At 42.7% G+C, this 15,649-nt stretch carries 13 protein-coding genes and 1 pseudogene; 11 read left to right on the forward strand and 3 right to left on the reverse strand.

The genetic code is table 11. From position 1 onward, the window contains the following. Nucleotides 1-191 precede the first annotated feature (191 nt). The 4 genes from H509_RS0118660 (at nucleotide 192) to H509_RS27310 (ending at nucleotide 4,086) form a co-directional block, all read left to right on the forward strand. Complete coding sequence (locus H509_RS0118660) at nucleotides 192-752, forward strand: GNAT family N-acetyltransferase (protein WP_028546419.1); 561 nt, start codon at nucleotides 192-194, stop codon at nucleotides 750-752. A gap of 69 nt (nucleotides 753-821) precedes the next feature. Further along, nucleotides 822-968 (forward strand): hypothetical protein, encoded by a 147-nt coding sequence (locus tag H509_RS27785; protein WP_157277803.1) that lies wholly within the window; start codon nucleotides 822-824, stop codon nucleotides 966-968. A 432-nt stretch (nucleotides 969-1,400) separates the two neighbouring features. Further along, nucleotides 1,401-3,485: an endonuclease MutS2 gene (locus H509_RS0118665; protein ID WP_028546420.1), complete on the forward strand. Its 2,085-nt coding sequence runs from the start codon at nucleotides 1,401-1,403 to the stop codon at nucleotides 3,483-3,485. Between the two features lie 262 nt (nucleotides 3,486-3,747). After that, nucleotides 3,748-4,086 (forward strand): CHY zinc finger protein, encoded by a 339-nt coding sequence (locus tag H509_RS27310; protein ID WP_084159263.1) that lies wholly within the window; start codon nucleotides 3,748-3,750, stop codon nucleotides 4,084-4,086. Between the two features lie 105 nt (nucleotides 4,087-4,191). Here the strand turns inward: H509_RS27310 and H509_RS0118675 are convergent, their stop codons facing one another. Next, nucleotides 4,192-4,734, reverse strand: a complete 543-nt coding sequence (locus tag H509_RS0118675; RefSeq protein ID WP_028546421.1) for a superoxide dismutase family protein — start codon at nucleotides 4,732-4,734, stop codon at nucleotides 4,192-4,194. A 407-nt stretch (nucleotides 4,735-5,141) separates the two neighbouring features. On the opposite strand from H509_RS0118675, the gene H509_RS0118685 reads away from it, so the two are divergent. Both H509_RS0118685 and tnpA read left to right on the forward strand, forming a co-directional pair. Then, the gene (locus H509_RS0118685; protein WP_028546422.1) at nucleotides 5,142-5,345 is read left to right on the forward strand and encodes a hypothetical protein; all 204 of its coding nucleotides are present in this window, start codon (nucleotides 5,142-5,144) and stop codon (nucleotides 5,343-5,345) included. Nucleotides 5,346-5,692: 347 nt separating this feature from the next. Further along, the gene (tnpA, locus tag H509_RS0118690; RefSeq protein ID WP_028546423.1) at nucleotides 5,693-6,166 is read left to right on the forward strand and encodes an IS200/IS605 family transposase; all 474 of its coding nucleotides are present in this window, start codon (nucleotides 5,693-5,695) and stop codon (nucleotides 6,164-6,166) included. Nucleotides 6,167-6,375: 209 nt separating this feature from the next. Here tnpA and coaA read toward each other — a convergent pair whose 3' ends face one another. Then, entirely contained in the window at nucleotides 6,376-7,296 is a 921-nt protein-coding gene (gene coaA / locus H509_RS0118695; RefSeq protein WP_028546424.1) for a type I pantothenate kinase, read from the reverse strand. 353 nt (nucleotides 7,297-7,649) lie between these two features. Here coaA and H509_RS0118700 point away from each other — a divergent pair, with 353 nt between their 5' ends. Then, nucleotides 7,650-8,363 (forward strand): metallophosphoesterase family protein, encoded by a 714-nt coding sequence (locus H509_RS0118700; RefSeq protein WP_028546425.1) that lies wholly within the window; start codon nucleotides 7,650-7,652, stop codon nucleotides 8,361-8,363. A gap of 53 nt (nucleotides 8,364-8,416) precedes the next feature. Here H509_RS0118700 and H509_RS25905 read toward each other — a convergent pair. After that, a pseudogene (locus H509_RS25905) lies at nucleotides 8,417-8,995 on the reverse strand (GNAT family N-acetyltransferase). 162 nt (nucleotides 8,996-9,157) lie between these two features. Between H509_RS25905 and H509_RS0118710 the strand changes: the two are divergent. The 4 genes from H509_RS0118710 to H509_RS0118725 all read left to right on the forward strand — a co-directional run. Beyond that, nucleotides 9,158-9,556 (forward strand): hypothetical protein, encoded by a 399-nt coding sequence (locus H509_RS0118710; protein WP_028546426.1) that lies wholly within the window; start codon nucleotides 9,158-9,160, stop codon nucleotides 9,554-9,556. Nucleotides 9,557-10,039: 483 nt separating this feature from the next. Continuing rightward, entirely contained in the window at nucleotides 10,040-11,494 is a 1,455-nt protein-coding gene (locus H509_RS0118715; protein ID WP_169450951.1) for a hypothetical protein, read from the forward strand. Then, entirely contained in the window at nucleotides 11,472-13,166 is a 1,695-nt protein-coding gene (locus H509_RS26890; protein WP_051287351.1) for a GBS Bsp-like repeat-containing protein, read from the forward strand. Before H509_RS0118715 ends, H509_RS26890 begins: the two co-directional genes overlap by 23 nt. A gap of 136 nt (nucleotides 13,167-13,302) precedes the next feature. After that, on the forward strand, nucleotides 13,303-15,649 hold a 2,347-nt coding region (locus H509_RS0118725; protein WP_028546428.1), incomplete at its 3' end, for an RHS repeat domain-containing protein.

Consider the following 15,649-nt stretch of genomic DNA (forward strand, 5'->3'; position numbering starts at 1 on the left):
TGCAGTTGAAAATAAATCCGTGCTGAACGCAGCACGGATTTTGTTATTTCAAGCGAAAATGAGGATGACTATGATGAGAAGTGGAAGTTATAATAGCGTAAAGCAACGAGTCTGACGATTACCCAAACATACCTTTAATTACATAAATTATGAAGTAAGTGTCAGATTGCATAGTTAAAAGGAGGGTATCCATGTTTAGTTATCCGGTAAGCGCTGAAATAAAGCTAAAGCTGCTCCAACCTATTTACGCTGAAGAAATCTATGAAGTAACGAACAATAACCGCATTTATTTAAGAGAATGGCTGCCTTGGGTGGACAATATGAAAAGTGCGGCTGACACGAAACTATTTATTGAAAGTGAGCTACAGAAGTTTGCGAATAATAGTGGCTTTAGTTGTGGTATGTACTATAACGATCAATTTGCAGGCTGCATTGGCTTTCACGAGTTGGATTGGCGAAATCGTAAAACATCGATAGGATACTGGCTGGCAGCGGAGTTTCAAGGATTAGGTGTAGTAACAAGTACGTGTAGGGAAATGATTACCTATGCATTCACGGAGTATGGATTAAATCGAATTGAGATTCGAGCAGGGGAATATAATGCGAGAAGCAGAGCGGTTCCCGAGCGGCTTGGATTTACTTATGAAGGCAGCATTAGACAAGCAGAATGGTTGTATGACCGCTGTATCGATCATGCCGTTTATGGGATGTTGGCAGGTGAATGGAAGCCTGCGTCACGTAGCATAGTGTAATAAGTTACTCATACTGCATAACTTTTAAGTACAATAATCTCTGCTAAATGTCTGTTGTAAGCTCCGTGAATGGATGGTACCTTATACCTTACTGGACCAGAACGTCACGTGTCGGTTCGAGATGGTAACGGGCTTGAGCTAGGTATTATCGTAGAACCCCAGGAGATGGATGAACTGGGCCCGAGCAGTAAGAAGTGGTTAGCAGATGTGCTGTAGTAACATTTTGATTATTCGATATTTGAAAAGGGCTGCAGTGAGGTTAAATTGTATAGTTATTGCTTTAGATGGATAGCTTCGCTATAATGATAATTATATTTTGCACTTAAGGGAGAGACTTTAATGTTGGTGGCCGTTCTTAACTAATCAAATTCCATATTGAGGCTTCTGCATCTTAATGTTGTCTAATTTTTATAACTGACAACGTTTATTTTGAATGCGCAGAAGATAACCTCGGAATTAGTTAAGAACAGCGGATATCATACAATGCCCTAGGTGTACACCTATCTTATTGACGCCATCATCCGTGCTGTGTTCAGCGCGGATTTTTTTGTTGTTTTGGCGGTTTATTTAGGATAGGCAACTCTTATGTAAGGCAGAGAATGACGATGTCATTCTCTGCCTTTTTTTAATTATAAGGAGGAATAGACAATGAATAACATGAACTTGCAGCGCTTGGAATACGGAAAGATCAAAGAAGTACTTGAGTCTTATGCAGCTTCTTATATTGGCAGGCAGCATATAGCAGAGATGAAGCCCCTTACGAATATGAGGGTGATCCGCCAGCAATTGGATGAAACGGCTGAAGCTAAATTTATGCTGCAATCCGGGGCCAGTGTGCCGATTCCTTCACTAGAGGGAATCGAACATGTATTAAGTCTGCTGGACACGGGCTACGTGTACAGCGAACAGGACTTTATGCATATGCATCAGTTTCTGCATAGCTGTGCGCAGCTCATGAAATATATGAGTGCTAAAGCTGCGATTTCCCCCCATGTAAGCGCATATGCGACGGCAATGTTTGAGCTCCATGCACTTAAATCTGAAATTGAGCGCTGTATTCATCATGGTCGTGTCACCGATTATGCCACTAAGGACTTGATGAAGGTGCGAAAACGGATCGCAACGATGGAAGAGCGATTAAAAGGCAAATTGGCGGCATTAATGAGCAGATACAGCTCTATGCTGCAAGAACGGATCTTCAGCATGCGTAACGATCGTTATGTATTGCCGATCCGCAAGGAGCATCGGAAGCAAGTAAAGGGCACGGTACTGGATGAATCGGCAAGCGGCCAGACCGTGTATATAGAACCTGCTGATCTTATGCACCTCCAGCAGGAGCTTGCTGCTCATCGAGCGGAGGAAGCTCGAATTGAAGCTAAAGTGCTAAGCGAATTGACCGCTTACGTTGAGCAATATGCGCACGAGATTCGTATTAATGTGGATACAGTAGGAGCGTATGATTATTTGTTTGCAAAGGCTAAATATGCCATCTCTATTCAGGGGAGCAATGTGCAATTAAATGAGGCTGGCCGCATACTTTTGAAAGACGCACGCCATCCTTTACTCCAAAGTATGGTTCCACTTCAATTTGCGATTGGGGACACTTATCAGTCGCTCATTATTACGGGGCCAAACACTGGTGGCAAGACACTTGCGCTAAAAACGGTCGGCTTATTGACAGTTATGGTGCAATCGGGTTTGCTCGTTCCCGTGGCGGAAGGCAGTATGTTCGCCGTGTTTGATCATATTGCAGTTGATATGGGAGATGGGCAGAGCATTGAACATGCGCTTAGTACGTTCTCGGCGCATATCCGTAATGTGATTGACATTTTACAGGTTGCAAACGACGCTACGTTAGTGTTGATCGACGAAATGGCTTCAGGGACTGATCCCGGCGAAGGGGTAGGACTCTCGATTGCGATATTAGAAGAGCTGCATCGTCGAGGAGCTACCGTAGTAGCCACGACTCATTTTACAGAAATCAAAAATTTTGCCGGTACGACACCAGGCTTTGAAAATGCACGTATGGCGTTTGATCCAGATACGCTGCAACCGGCTTATCGTTTAGTGATCGGAGAGGCGGGACAAAGCTATGCTTTTTTGATCGCCTTAAAATTAGGACTGCCCGTTAGCATTATTAATCGTTCACGCGAGCTCACTTTAGCAGCGTCAAACGTAATAGGAGCAGTAAAAGAGACATTAGCTGAAGCGGCAACAGTAAAACACGCAAATGTGCAGGCAGTACAGGTGGAACAACATATGCAACAAGCAATGAGACAAGAAACGAAAGCTGTACGCAGCGAGTTAGAATTACGTGAACCGTTACAAGAAGTGATGTCGCATGTGCAGCCAGAGACTGAACGAGCAGTAAAAACACCAATGGGCGGCAAACATTTACAAAAGAGCAGCAAAGGCCAACAGAAACAGGCAGTTGAGACGGAGAAGCAGGTCAGCTATCAACTGGGCGACAGCGTGCGCATTCCTTATTTGGGGAGGACGGGAATCGTATGTGAGCTCGAAGACAGCAAAGGGATTGTCGGTGTGTTGATTATGAAGCAAAAGTGTAAAATTAACAAAAAGCGATTGGAGCTTCATGTAGAAGCTAAGGATCTATACCCGGACAATTATGACTTAAGCATCGTCTTGGATACGAAGGAGAATCGTAAGAAGCGGAAGCTGATGAGCCGCAAGCATGTAGAGGGACTGATGATTGAGATTCAAGCAGAAGAATAACGGAGGTGGGGGTGGACGAAAAAAGCAGGGGATTATGTACTAGGTGTCGAAGTGAAGGTAGAATTGAAGAGTACAAGGAAGGACTAGGAGTACCAATTAACCGGCTTCGCTTGAGTGCATGTGGACTAAGCGGAATGTGGATGGATTTGTGATAGTCGGGAACGAATACGTCCTGGGGATGCCGTGTAAATATGCAGCTGTTTATGGGATGGTATTTCAGGCAAATGCAAGTATAAGGTTAGGAAAGAAGTGAGTAGGTACAATGATCGAAGTTGTTGGAGCGATTGATAAGGAAGGCAGATGTCAGCATTACCACCAAGAAGTGGACGTTGTAGCTATTAAATTTAAATGCTGCAACACGTATTACGGTTGTTTTTATTGCCATGAACACTCGGCTGATCATCCTGCCATGACGTGGCCGCAGCAGGAGTGGGGCTGTAAGGCGATTCAATGCGGGAACTGCAAGACAGAGCTAACGATCCAAGCTTATCTTAACAGCAATTATTGCTGTCCGGTGTGCCAGTTCCAGTTTAACCCGAGGTGCGCGAACCACAATCATCTTTATTTCGATGTCAGCTTAGGATCGAAATGTAACTTATAAACGGATACAAAATACCGTGTCTCTCGATCATTTCGAAGGACACGGTATTTGTGCATCCGACTACAAGCAGCGTAGTCCGCAAGTGTGACCACGCAGGTGATCCCTCTACTCTGTTTGTATAACCCCGCACGCGATTCGATCACCCGAGTTGCCTGAAGGGTCCGTTATGTAGTCGTCCGCTTTAGCGTGAATAATAATTGAAGTACCACCAGAGCGCAGCAGAGAGTTGGGCTGGTCTTTCACTAAGGTGACCGTTTTGGTGGAAAGGTTAGCTTGGACTGTACCATAAGTCCCTACTTCAATGTTAGGCAGATCCCCGCTATGAAACCCTTTCGGATTGTGGAATCCGTGCTGCTTATGCTGTGGATTCAAATGGGCTCCAGCCGTTTTGAAATCTGGAGTATCGCATCGGCCTGTCTCATGAAAATGAATCGCGTGTATACCTGGCGACAGATTACGAGCTTCGATGGAAAGGTGTACGGTGTCACCTGATTGGGTAAGTCGAGCTGTTCCAATTGCTGCTCCTTCGTTGTTGATCATATTTACTGTTATTGCAGGCTGCTTCCCCTCAGCTAGAGCAGTGCTGTTACCACAGGCGCTTAACAGCAATCCACTAAATAATAGACTCATCGTCGCTAACTTGTTCATGATGTCCTCCTTGGAATGTGACTTCCATACTAGTGTTTACCTATTTTGTGTAAAGAAAACGGAGGACGATGGAATGATATCGAAATGGCTTAAGCAAGCTTTCTGGCACAGCGAAGGCTTGGTGCTGGAACGACAGATGCAGGTCCAACAGGATATGTTGTCTGCTGTAAGACTAATCTGACTTTTATCCATACACAAAGCGGTGTCCTTTTGTGAATATACGGCGTAGAGGGCGGCTGTTATAGTAGGCTAAGAGTTAATTGATAATGATCTTATAGATGGGATGGACGTGGATTAAACCATTTTGCCCTATCATACAAATGTAGAATCACTGCACACGCTCGTGCAGAATTTGTGGGAAGCGGCCGCTACCCTCCCTGATATCGGTATATAAAGGAGTTCATCATATGCGTAAACATGTAAATTTGTACGCGGCATTGGTTATGCTGCTATTGACCATCGTATGGACAGGCTGCTCTTCAGCATCGTCGAGTCAATCAGGCGTTACACCAGCTGCATCAGGAAATGAAGCCTCTTCTTCCAAGCACACAAATGACATAGCACAGACGAGGACAGTGTCCACGATCAAGGCCCGTCTGGAAGACGCTTAATGCCGTTAAACAGGATCGTGTATACATATGGAAGCATGAGAAATCCTGGTACTTTGATCCAATTGCGACGTTAGCGCAGACAGAGGAGCTTGCTGCTTGGATCACGAGTAGAGAGGGCACAGGTATCAAGTGCCAGGAACAATTCAGGTTTGATCCTACAATTAGGAAGAGAGACGGCTGTTTAGCGGAGCCGTCTCTTTTTTATTTTAGGCTTTAGCCAGTTGAGCTCGCGAAGCGTGCGAAACATAAAACCACCTGCTATGCGGGTGGAGGGAACCAGGGTTACACCAATAAGACCATTCCGATAACATTGAGATGTTCAGGCTCAACGGAAGGAATGGTCTTAGATGGCAAACAAGAACTATAGTTTAGCGTACACGAAGTGGATGTGCAAATATCACATCGTGTTCACCCCGAAGTATAGACGTAAAGAAATATATAATCAAGTAAGAAAAGACTTGATCGAGATCTTCAAACGTCTATGTAAGTATAAGGGAGTAGAAATAATAGAAGGGCATATGATGCCAGATCATGTGCATATGCTGGTGGCTATACCTCCCAAAATAGCGGTATCAACTTTCATGGGATATCTGAAAGGGAAAAGTGCGCTAATGATCTTTGAGAAGCATGCCCAATTAAAGTATAAGTACGGGAATCGGAAATTTTGGGCAGAAGGATATTACGTGAGTACAGTGGGTTTAAATGAAGCAACTGTAGCAAAGTACATTCGAGAGCAAGAAGCACATGATCAAGCAATAGATAAGCTGAGTGTAAAAGAGTATGAGGATCCATTCAGTGGTAAAAGTAGCAAAAAGAAATAAACCAGTTCAACTGGTAAGTGGAAGTGACAAATAACACTGAGCCTGAACAGATTTGCTGTCAGGCTAGCGTCTTTAGGCGCAGTTTGGCAACAGGGGGTTATACCCCAAGTGCAAACCACCCGTTTGACGGGTGGTTCTGATTTCATGGCACTGAATATGGGCACGTTTAGTAAATGATTCAACGGTAATTCTGCCTTTTTCTCGTAACTTTATTTACGCATTAAAATCCTCTCGACCCCGTGTCGTTCCCCTTTGACGAGAATGAGCTCCGCACGCGGCTTAGTTGGTAATATATTTTCCGTAAGATTCACGAGATTAATGTCTCTCCATATTTGCTGTGCAAGCTGCAGCGCTTCCTCCTCCTGCAAGCCGGCAAAACGATGGAAGTAGGATTCTGGCTTCTGGAACGCGGTGCTTCTTAGCAAATTAAAGCGCTCAATGTACCATTGCTCCAGATGCTGTTCACTTGCATCAACAAAGATCGAGTAATCAAAGAAGTCGCTTACAAAAATGCTTCCTTCCCGACTAACTTGCAGCACATTAATACCCTCGACAATAAGAATATCTGGACTGTTAATTGTTTGCTCCTGATCCGGCACAATGTCGTAGACCATATGGGAATATATCGGCGCGGTGACGTTAGGTTTACCTGATTTGATATCTGTCAAAAAGCGAAGCAGCCGTTTTGTATCGTAGCTTTGGGGAAAGCCCTTTTTGTTCATCATTCCCCGCGATTGCAAAACTGCATTCGGATATAAAAAGCCATCTGTGGTCACCATATCAACTTGCGGATGCGTGTCATATTGCGACAACAGAAGTTGCAGCAACCTTGCAGTGGTACTTTTGCCTGCTGCAACACTGCCAGCGATGCCAAGTACAAAAGGCGCTTTATGTCCATCAAGTTGTAGGAATGAGGATAACTTATGATGCAATTGCATAGAGGCCATCACACGATGATGAATCATTTCTGCAAGCGGGAGGTAAATGTCGTTTACCTCTTGAATAGACACTTGATCATTTAGTCCTTTTAATTGTTCAAATTGTTCTGAAGTCACGGATGTATGCATACGGCTGCCTAGACTTGCCCACCGCTCTCTTTCAACCGTACTGTAAGGAGAAGACTTTGGCATAGATGATGGACCTCACGTTTCAATCAGTTTAAATGTTGTAATGAAAAACATGTATTTCATTATTTTATTACTAAATGCTCGCCAAGCCAAGTAGGACGTATCCAGGAGGTATGATATCAAGCAGGATGGAACGGGATGAAGTGTCGTATACGATTTCTACCATTTATATCACTTATATCATAACTATGTTGATTTGGCCTTGTATTATAGATGATCACTATCTAGTAGAAGGATCTGTTTTGGGATTATTCCTCGGGAAATAATAAAGGGAACAGCAGGTCGCAGCTTGTTGGAAAAGTGGACTTGTTAGTATAATGGTAGAAATTTGTTACCTAAGGGGGAAGGTTGTTAGTATGAGACGTACACTTGTTATTAGTGACATTCATGGAGAACTGGACAAGCTGAACCGGCTGCTGGAAATAGTGAACTATGATTCCCAGCTTGATCAATTAATATTACTCGGAGATTATGTGGATCGAGGACCTGATCCGCGAGGTGTCATCAAAAAAGTAATCGAGTTAAAGGCTGCGGGCGCACTCGCTCTTAAAGGCAACCACGAGGATATGATGATCAAAGCCTTGACAGGAGAAGGGAATGACGCTTGGAATCGTTGGTTCAAGCGGAATGGTGGCGACATTACTTTACGAAGTTATGGAATTGGCGAAGAATGGTTGGTCAAAAATCCAGAGCAGGATACTTATGAACTTGTCCCCTCCGCACGAACGGAGGAACTGTTGGTGGATCTAACCTTTTTACAGGAGTTGGATCATTATGTAGAAACCGAGGATTACATATTTGTGCATGCAGGTGTCGATCCTGCTACCCCTGTTCACGAGACCGATCCTTACACGCTCATGTGGATTAGAGAGGATTTTCATCAGGGATACGTGGGGCAGAAAACGGTCGTATTTGGCCACACCACAACGAATAGACTGCATGGGGACGTTGACAATTATGAAGTATACTATGGAGCGAACCGGATTATTGGTATCGATGGCGGTGCTGTCTTCGGTGGGCAATTAAATGCGTTGGATGTAACAAATAACAAAGTCTACGCTGTAAAATGAAAAAAGGAGGGAGGCCGCCATAGGTGCTCTCTCCTTTTTTTGTATTGTCTCTGCTATTTGTTTCCTTTGTACAAAGAACGATACTCACTCGCGAGCATACTCATCCAGATCGAATCATGGTACTGATGATCGTAAAATACAACCTGTCGCTGCACGCCCTCCTGCTGAAAGCCCAATTTCTTATAGACGTGTATGGCGCGGTCATTGTACGTAAATACGTTAAGCTCAATGCGATGCAAATTCAAATTGCCGAAGCCATACTCCAGCATGAGCCGAATTGCTTCAGAGCCATAGCCTTTGCCTTGATGGCAAGGCGCATCGATCGCAATTCGTAGATTTGCGTTACGATTAATAGAATCGATATCCTGAAGCGCAATATCCCCGATCAAGAAGTCGGAAGAGGCTTCGGCAATAAGCAGCAGCACAGCAGTCGTATCTTGTGCTTTACTCTCTATATAATTGCTGATCTGCTCTTTTGTAAAATGCCGCTGTGTACCAGTTAATCTTCTCATTTCCGAATGAAATAACAGATGATAATAGGACTCTGTGTCTTCTTAATTGACGGGTCTTAAATAAACGTGCTGTCCTTCCAAAAAACGTATCGGCTTGTAGTGTTGCTCTGCTGCTGCCATCGTTAATGCTCCTGTAGTTAACATAATAAAGCCAGATGATAGACTCACTATACCTTTAATCTGTATACTTGAAAATATACAGATTTGAATAAACCTAAAGGACAGATAAGAGAGGCGTATAGGGTACGATGTTCATTCCTAGATTAGATAGAGAATCAACATTTGCTGTTCTACGGAGACCCGCAAGGGGAATATGGGCTGCGTGTGCAAATAAGTGGTTATTTGCATCGCTTCCGTGGCTGTCGATGCACACCGGATCAGATTGTCGTGGAGAATCCTGGTTACGGGCAAAAACATGATTTAGTGATTGAAACGATCCAACGTGTCTTTGCAGAAAAGGCGCAAATTATCGGTAAGGACGCCGGATTTCATATTTTGCTGCGGATCGAGCATACCAAAACCGAACAGGAGTTGGTCGCGATAGCCAAACAAGCGGATATCCGTATCACTGCCGCAGCTTATACTTGGCTGGAGCCGCCTCATTATACGCACAAGGAGTTTCTACTGGGCTTTGGCGGCATTCATATGGACCGAATTGTAGAGGGAGTGGAGCGGTTGTAGAAGTGTGGTATGGGGAATGAAGGCATATCAACACGTTAAGAGCTACAATGTGTGAATTAGAGTTTGATGGGAGAGACAGGATGTTTGGAACTGTAAATAGTTTGAGATAAAGGAGACTGGCTAATGAAGCTAGTTTCCTTTTATTTGCATGGAATAAGTTATTTATAAATCCAATTATTGTTTGGAATCTTCCGTGAGCATGACGTATTGTGGTAGAGTACAGGGTCTTTTTGTAAGTTAAATATAATGATGGAAATAGGTGAAAGCATGAGAAAAGTGATCATTTGGTTCCTCGTCAGTTTATTTGCAATGAGTATGGCTGAGTCAGCGTATGCTTTGTCTGTTAACGAGTACATATATGACTCCAATGGCAAGTTAAAGTCTACTTATAATTATGACAATCGAAGCAAAGTAGAATACAACTATAGTTCGAATGGTAACGTTACTTTAAAGAAGCATAGAGTTGATGCCCCGGTTCCAGTAGTGAATAGACTGAACAACTCTAGCTTTAGCAGCTTTGTTAATGGAGTTGTTGAAAATTGGGACATTTCGAAGTGGGATGTCAATCAAGCTGAGTTTAAAGAAATTGAACATCTTGGAGTAAAAGCGCAATCGGTGCGATGCTCTGAGATGAAAAGCAATGGATATTGCGGAATAAGTCAGGTTGTAGCGGTACATCCGAATCAACCGTACACATTACGTGTATCGATGGATATTCAAGAACTCCATGAAAGCAGAATGCAATTGTATGTGGACTATTATGATCAAGCACAGAAGTTTATTAGTGTTAGTGTCCAAGATCTGAAGGGTCCAATTAAGGCGGGTTATGTTACAGCAAGCCTTTTGGGGAATATTCCGAGTAATGCCTCAACAGTAAGAGTTTATATTTTGTCAAGAAGTGAGTCGGATAATGGGCAGGCTGCTTTTTATATACGAAATGCGGAGCTACGGTATGGCAATGATTTTAACCTGTTAAGTAATAGCTCATTTAATGGAACGAGGGGGCAGGAGGTCGCTGATTTATGGACGAGGGTAGGATGGGATATAGGTATGAGAAATACTTATATTCTTGAACACGATAATAATTATGTGCAAGAAATATTATCAGATCAGATTGGTGAGAATGGAGCCGCAGGCATTAGTCAAGTCATACACATTACGCCATCTTCTCAATCAACACAATTTAAAGTATCAGGCAGCTTTAATATTATCAGATTACAAGATTCATATGTTCAGCTCTACGTGGATTTTAAGGATGACAACGGGAGCTTCGTAGGGGCTTATGCCGCACCTTATTTTACCAAAACTAATGGTAACGCAATTACGATTGCGGAATACGGACAAGTCCCGGCAACCGCGACTCATGCAGTCGTGTATGTATTGATTAGAGGTCAAAAAGCTAACAGTTCAGGCCACATTCTAGTGGATAATTTGAGATTTGCATACAACGAACCAAGTATAACTGCAGATGAAGAATTTGATGTATACCTTAATGGGGATATGAAGTCAGATTATTGGGATAAGGTAGTATGGAGCTCAGATTCATATGATTTTCAACTGCGTCAGCACAAAGACAAACAAATTGCTCAATATATATCTAGCAAAGCCATCAAAGCAAATGGAATTGTAGGCGTTGTACAAAAATTAGCAATCGTGCCATTAAGAAATTTCAAAGCCACTAGTGATTTGAGGATAAGTCATTTACATCATGCCAAAGTTCAGCTTTATATCGACTTTTTTAATGTAGATAACCAGTTTATAGGGGCAAGTATTGTTGAGGGGGATAAGGTGACAGGAAATACACCCATTATACTAACAACAGCAGGAAAGGTGCCTGAGCAGGCAGCCTATGCATTTGTATACATTTTAATAAGAGGTATTACAGATGGTGCCGAAGGAGAGATATTAGTTGAGAATGTTAAAATGGCATATCAGTAAGGTAACGATCACAGTAGGTTTCTTGATTTCTGTATGGTGTTTGCAGTTACCAGCAAGCATAGCTCAAGCTGCTTTTGACGATGTGCAGTGGGGAGATAGCATGGTCGTTAATCTGGATGGTTCCAAGGCGAGCATTAACATTTATGATATCGATCAGAAGCTGCAAGCAATTCACCAGAATGGGAAGATCGTAATTAAACAATATGATTTGCAAGGCAATTTAAAGAAGACATATCTTCAACGAGAGCAAGCAGCGTATTCTTTATCCAATGCCTCCTTAACGGTATATGTTCAGCATAACAATACCGATGTGCGTGAATTGAAGTTGGCTTACTGGTCAGATGCTGTGAGTAGAGAGAACTCTTCAGTAGTTTTTGCAAAGAAGATGGGAAATGGATTGTGGAAGGCAATCATTAAGTTTAGCGATTTATCGCCAGGGACGGGTAAATACCACGCAATGATTCAGGTTGATGGAAAAGATACACGTCAGCTTGAGTTTCAAGTCGTGGATACCGGGAAAATAGAGCTTAGTTCTAATCCCTCTTTACATGATGACGATGTGACGATTCGGATTTCTGGTGTGTCACTGACCGTTAAAGAAGTGAGATTTCCGACGTGGACGAAAGCCAAGGGGCAGGATGACCTGAAATCTCCTTGGATATTAGGATCTAAGAAGGATATAGATACATGGGAAATTAAAATTCCATATCGTGACCATAACTATGAAACGGGTAATTATATCACGCATATTTATTCCATTGATAGATATGGGAATAACTGTGTAATTGGGTGGATTGAGTATAAGGTAAAAGGAGGCATTAAGGCCCCTACAAAGGTGGACATTTCCGATGTCTCCTATGATTTAGTTGTTTATGACATAGCGGAGTCAGTACAGCAGGTTTATTTCCCAACCTGGTCTTTAAAAAATGGACAAGATGATGTGGAATGGATTCAGGGTATCAAAGAAACTTCAGGAGTATGGAGAGGTACGGTTATATATGCAAAGCACCTCGATGATCTAGGTGTGTATACAACCCACGTTTATGCTGACAAAAACATGATTCAGATTGCAAATGTCACTGTAGAAAATAAAGCTCTTGTCACAGCTCCAAAGCAAGCTGAATTAAAAGACGGTCATTATCAAGTTAGGGTATCAGGTCTATCGGATAAGGTTAGCAACGTCTATTTTCCAACCTGGACCGAACAAAATGGGCAGGATGATTTAAAAATTCCTTATGTAAAAGGTACAAAAAGTGTGAATGGGGATTGGATCTATACAGTGAATTATCGCGATCATAAGAATGAGGCGGGTAATTATATCACGCATGTATATACAGAAGATAAATATGGTAACCGGAGGATGATCTCGGCTCATATTACTGCTGTTGCAGCAAGCCCTTCGTATCCTACTAAAGCTAAGATAAAAGAGAAATGGTACGATATTTTCGTTTATGGACTACCGAGCACAACTAAAAACGTTCAGTTTCCTACTTGGACATCAGCCAACGGTCAAGATGACCTTGAATGGATAAATGGTGAGCGTGTAAGTGAAGGGGGTTGGCGGGGAAGGATATTTTTTGATAAACACAATGAAGAAACAGGCTCTTATATCACTCATATTTATGTGGATGAAAAGTTCTATCATGGAGGGATAGTAGAAGTTGAATCGTAATTAAGAAGGCGTCACTTAGTGCCTATTCCGAACTGCTCATATCTGGGAACATGGAGTGGGGAATTGAGTTGGAAATAGAAGATAATATACAAACTAGAAGATTAGTATAGTAAATACATAAAAGGGGATATGTGTAGTGAAAAAAATATCATGGGTCCTGATCGTGGCACTTTGCTTAGAGATATTGTCACCTGGCATTCTAAGCATGCAGCAGTCAGTTCAGGCATTGGAAGGACAGCAGCAGGGAGAGCTGCTGACCATTGACAGCTTGGCAGCAAAATACCAAGTGTCACCGACGAGCATTATTGAAATGCTGAATGCGGGTTACAACTTAATGGATATAGCTACTGCACTAGACAAAAATGAAGACGTTTCGAAATTATTCGAAACGCTAAATATGTTATTCCCGGGTAAAGGGAAGCCGTATGAGCCACCGACAGTCACGGATGCAACGTATTGGTCGCAATTATTGAGCAGCGTAGCGCTTAAAAGCGTAGGAGAGGTTACTTATGAGCCTGAGTCGGTTACGGGCTCGGTCTATGCGCGTTTAAGCCTAAATTCGAGTAGTGCAAGTCAGTACGATGAATTAACGTTAAAGAACCAGCACGTCAAGCTGGATCAGGCGCCATATAGCGTCAGCACAGGGGTAGAAAATATCTCGACACAGGATGGATCATTAAATTTAACTGTGACGGACATAGGCATTCCCGGTCGCAACGGCTTGTCTTTTCAGTTAACTCGTTTGTATAACAGTAATGATGCAGAATATTACAATAAGGGAAGCGTTCCAAGCTATGTTACGACATACTTTTATACACCTGTTGTAATCGCTAAAATTTATAAACAAAACAGGGTTACGAATCAATATGAGTATCATACGCAGATGGAAATTAGAAGCCACCTGTTTGAGTATAAGGATTACTGGAGAGATATGCCCACCTATACGATCGAGGACCTTAAAGGTCGTACCGACAATCGTGATGCATTTAAAAGAGATCACCTTTCCGACCCTAATAAAGCACTACAGGAATTTACATTTAATAGCGGAGACGATATAATTCGTGCCTACTTATATCCAACAGGGGAGTTATCGCCGAAACATCCTTATGCTTATGAGGGATACCCAGGGACGAAGCAGGATAATAAGGTGTTCAAGGATCTATCCGATAGACAAACACGACTAGGCACAGGTTGGAGCTGGGATATCCCTCAGGTGCAGATGATAGGAGGTTATAAGTATGTTCGACTGCCGGGTGGTGGTACATATCTGGCAAGTAATAGCGAAGCAAAGTTGGTTGATTATCCATGGGACGATATTCTTTTTTACAATGATTTTAGTCGATTAGTAGAGGGTGTCCCTTCTGAATTTGTACTGAAATATAAAAATGGAACATCCTATTACTTTACACGTGAGGGTAATCTGCTGCAAATTACTGATACGCATGGAAATTATATCAACTTTAAATATGAAAAGCCCTATAATGAAGAACAATATGTTTTGAAGCAAGTGAGTGATCCGCTAGGAAATAAGCTTACATTTACCTATGAATATCAGAAGATCACGGTTACGAATGGAACAGACACGGTTGCGTATCAAACGATGCTTATCCCCGGCTCATCAAGCAGTGAAGCTGGAAGCGTATTTACATTGTCTTCTGTAAAGGATGTTTCTGGGAAAACGACGTACTACACGTATAAATTTGCAGAGTCTAAGTTTTCAATTATATATAATGTGGAGCCTAATGAGCGAAATGATTTTGCCTTGATTAGCAGTATTCATCATCCTACAGGTGCGAAAACGGTATTTAGTTATGACTCGTTTATGCGTAGATCCGGTTATTATACGAAGCAGTTAAACTATCGAATAGTTGAACGAAAAGAAATACAGGAATATGTAGATGGTCGTGTGACGGAGAGCAATAACCGTACGTTCCGTTACGAATTGGATCCGTATTATTACAAGGGGGATTATCAGTACCAAACGATTATGTCTAGCGGGGACCTTACAACGATTTATATCTATAACAAGATTATGGATAAAGATAACCCTAAATTCTTTCATCTTGAAACGATAGTGCGAGCAGGTAATACGGAGCACGTTACGATCAAGGGCTACGACGCTAATATCCATCGCCCCTATCCAACCCAGATCATCACCAAAAATCGCAGCGGCAGTGCAGAAGGTCCGGCTTTGGTCACCAATCGGCAATATGATATATACGGCAACATTACCAGTGAAACAAACAATATGGGCGGCAGCACGATCACTACCTATGATCCAACATTTGCGCTGCCGCAGACAATTACAACCAAGGTCGATGCGAACCAACAGTCGGTGACTCGATTTGTACGGAATAGCCAAGGCTCGGTAGTGGAGTCCAAGACGTATGCGAATGCCGAAGGCGGACCGCTGCTGCGGCACACGAACTTTGAGTATGACGGCTTTGGTAATGTGACGAAGGTGATTGCCAATAACAACGGCA

The organism is Paenibacillus taiwanensis DSM 18679 (assembly GCF_000425125.1).
In the GTDB taxonomy this organism is placed as follows: Bacteria; Bacillota; Bacilli; order Paenibacillales; family Paenibacillaceae; genus Paenibacillus_B; species Paenibacillus_B taiwanensis.

Coding starts and splice junctions, on each gene's coding strand:
- H509_RS26890 (WP_051287351.1), top strand. CDS start 11,472: ATGTTAAAATGGCATATCAGTAAGGTAACGATCACAGTAGGTTTCTTG.
- H509_RS0118660 (WP_028546419.1), top strand. CDS start 192: ATGTTTAGTTATCCGGTAAGCGCTGAAATAAAGCTAAAGCTGCTCCAA.
- H509_RS27785 (WP_157277803.1), top strand. CDS start 822: ATGGATGGTACCTTATACCTTACTGGACCAGAACGTCACGTGTCGGTT.
- H509_RS0118700 (WP_028546425.1), top strand. CDS start 7,650: ATGAGACGTACACTTGTTATTAGTGACATTCATGGAGAACTGGACAAG.
- H509_RS0118685 (WP_028546422.1), top strand. CDS start 5,142: ATGCGTAAACATGTAAATTTGTACGCGGCATTGGTTATGCTGCTATTG.
- H509_RS0118675 (WP_028546421.1), bottom strand. CDS start 4,734: ATGAACAAGTTAGCGACGATGAGTCTATTATTTAGTGGATTGCTGTTA.
- coaA (WP_028546424.1), bottom strand. CDS start 7,296: ATGCCAAAGTCTTCTCCTTACAGTACGGTTGAAAGAGAGCGGTGGGCA.
- tnpA (WP_028546423.1), top strand. CDS start 5,693: ATGGCAAACAAGAACTATAGTTTAGCGTACACGAAGTGGATGTGCAAA.
- H509_RS0118665 (WP_028546420.1), top strand. CDS start 1,401: ATGAATAACATGAACTTGCAGCGCTTGGAATACGGAAAGATCAAAGAA.
- H509_RS27310 (WP_084159263.1), top strand. CDS start 3,748: ATGATCGAAGTTGTTGGAGCGATTGATAAGGAAGGCAGATGTCAGCAT.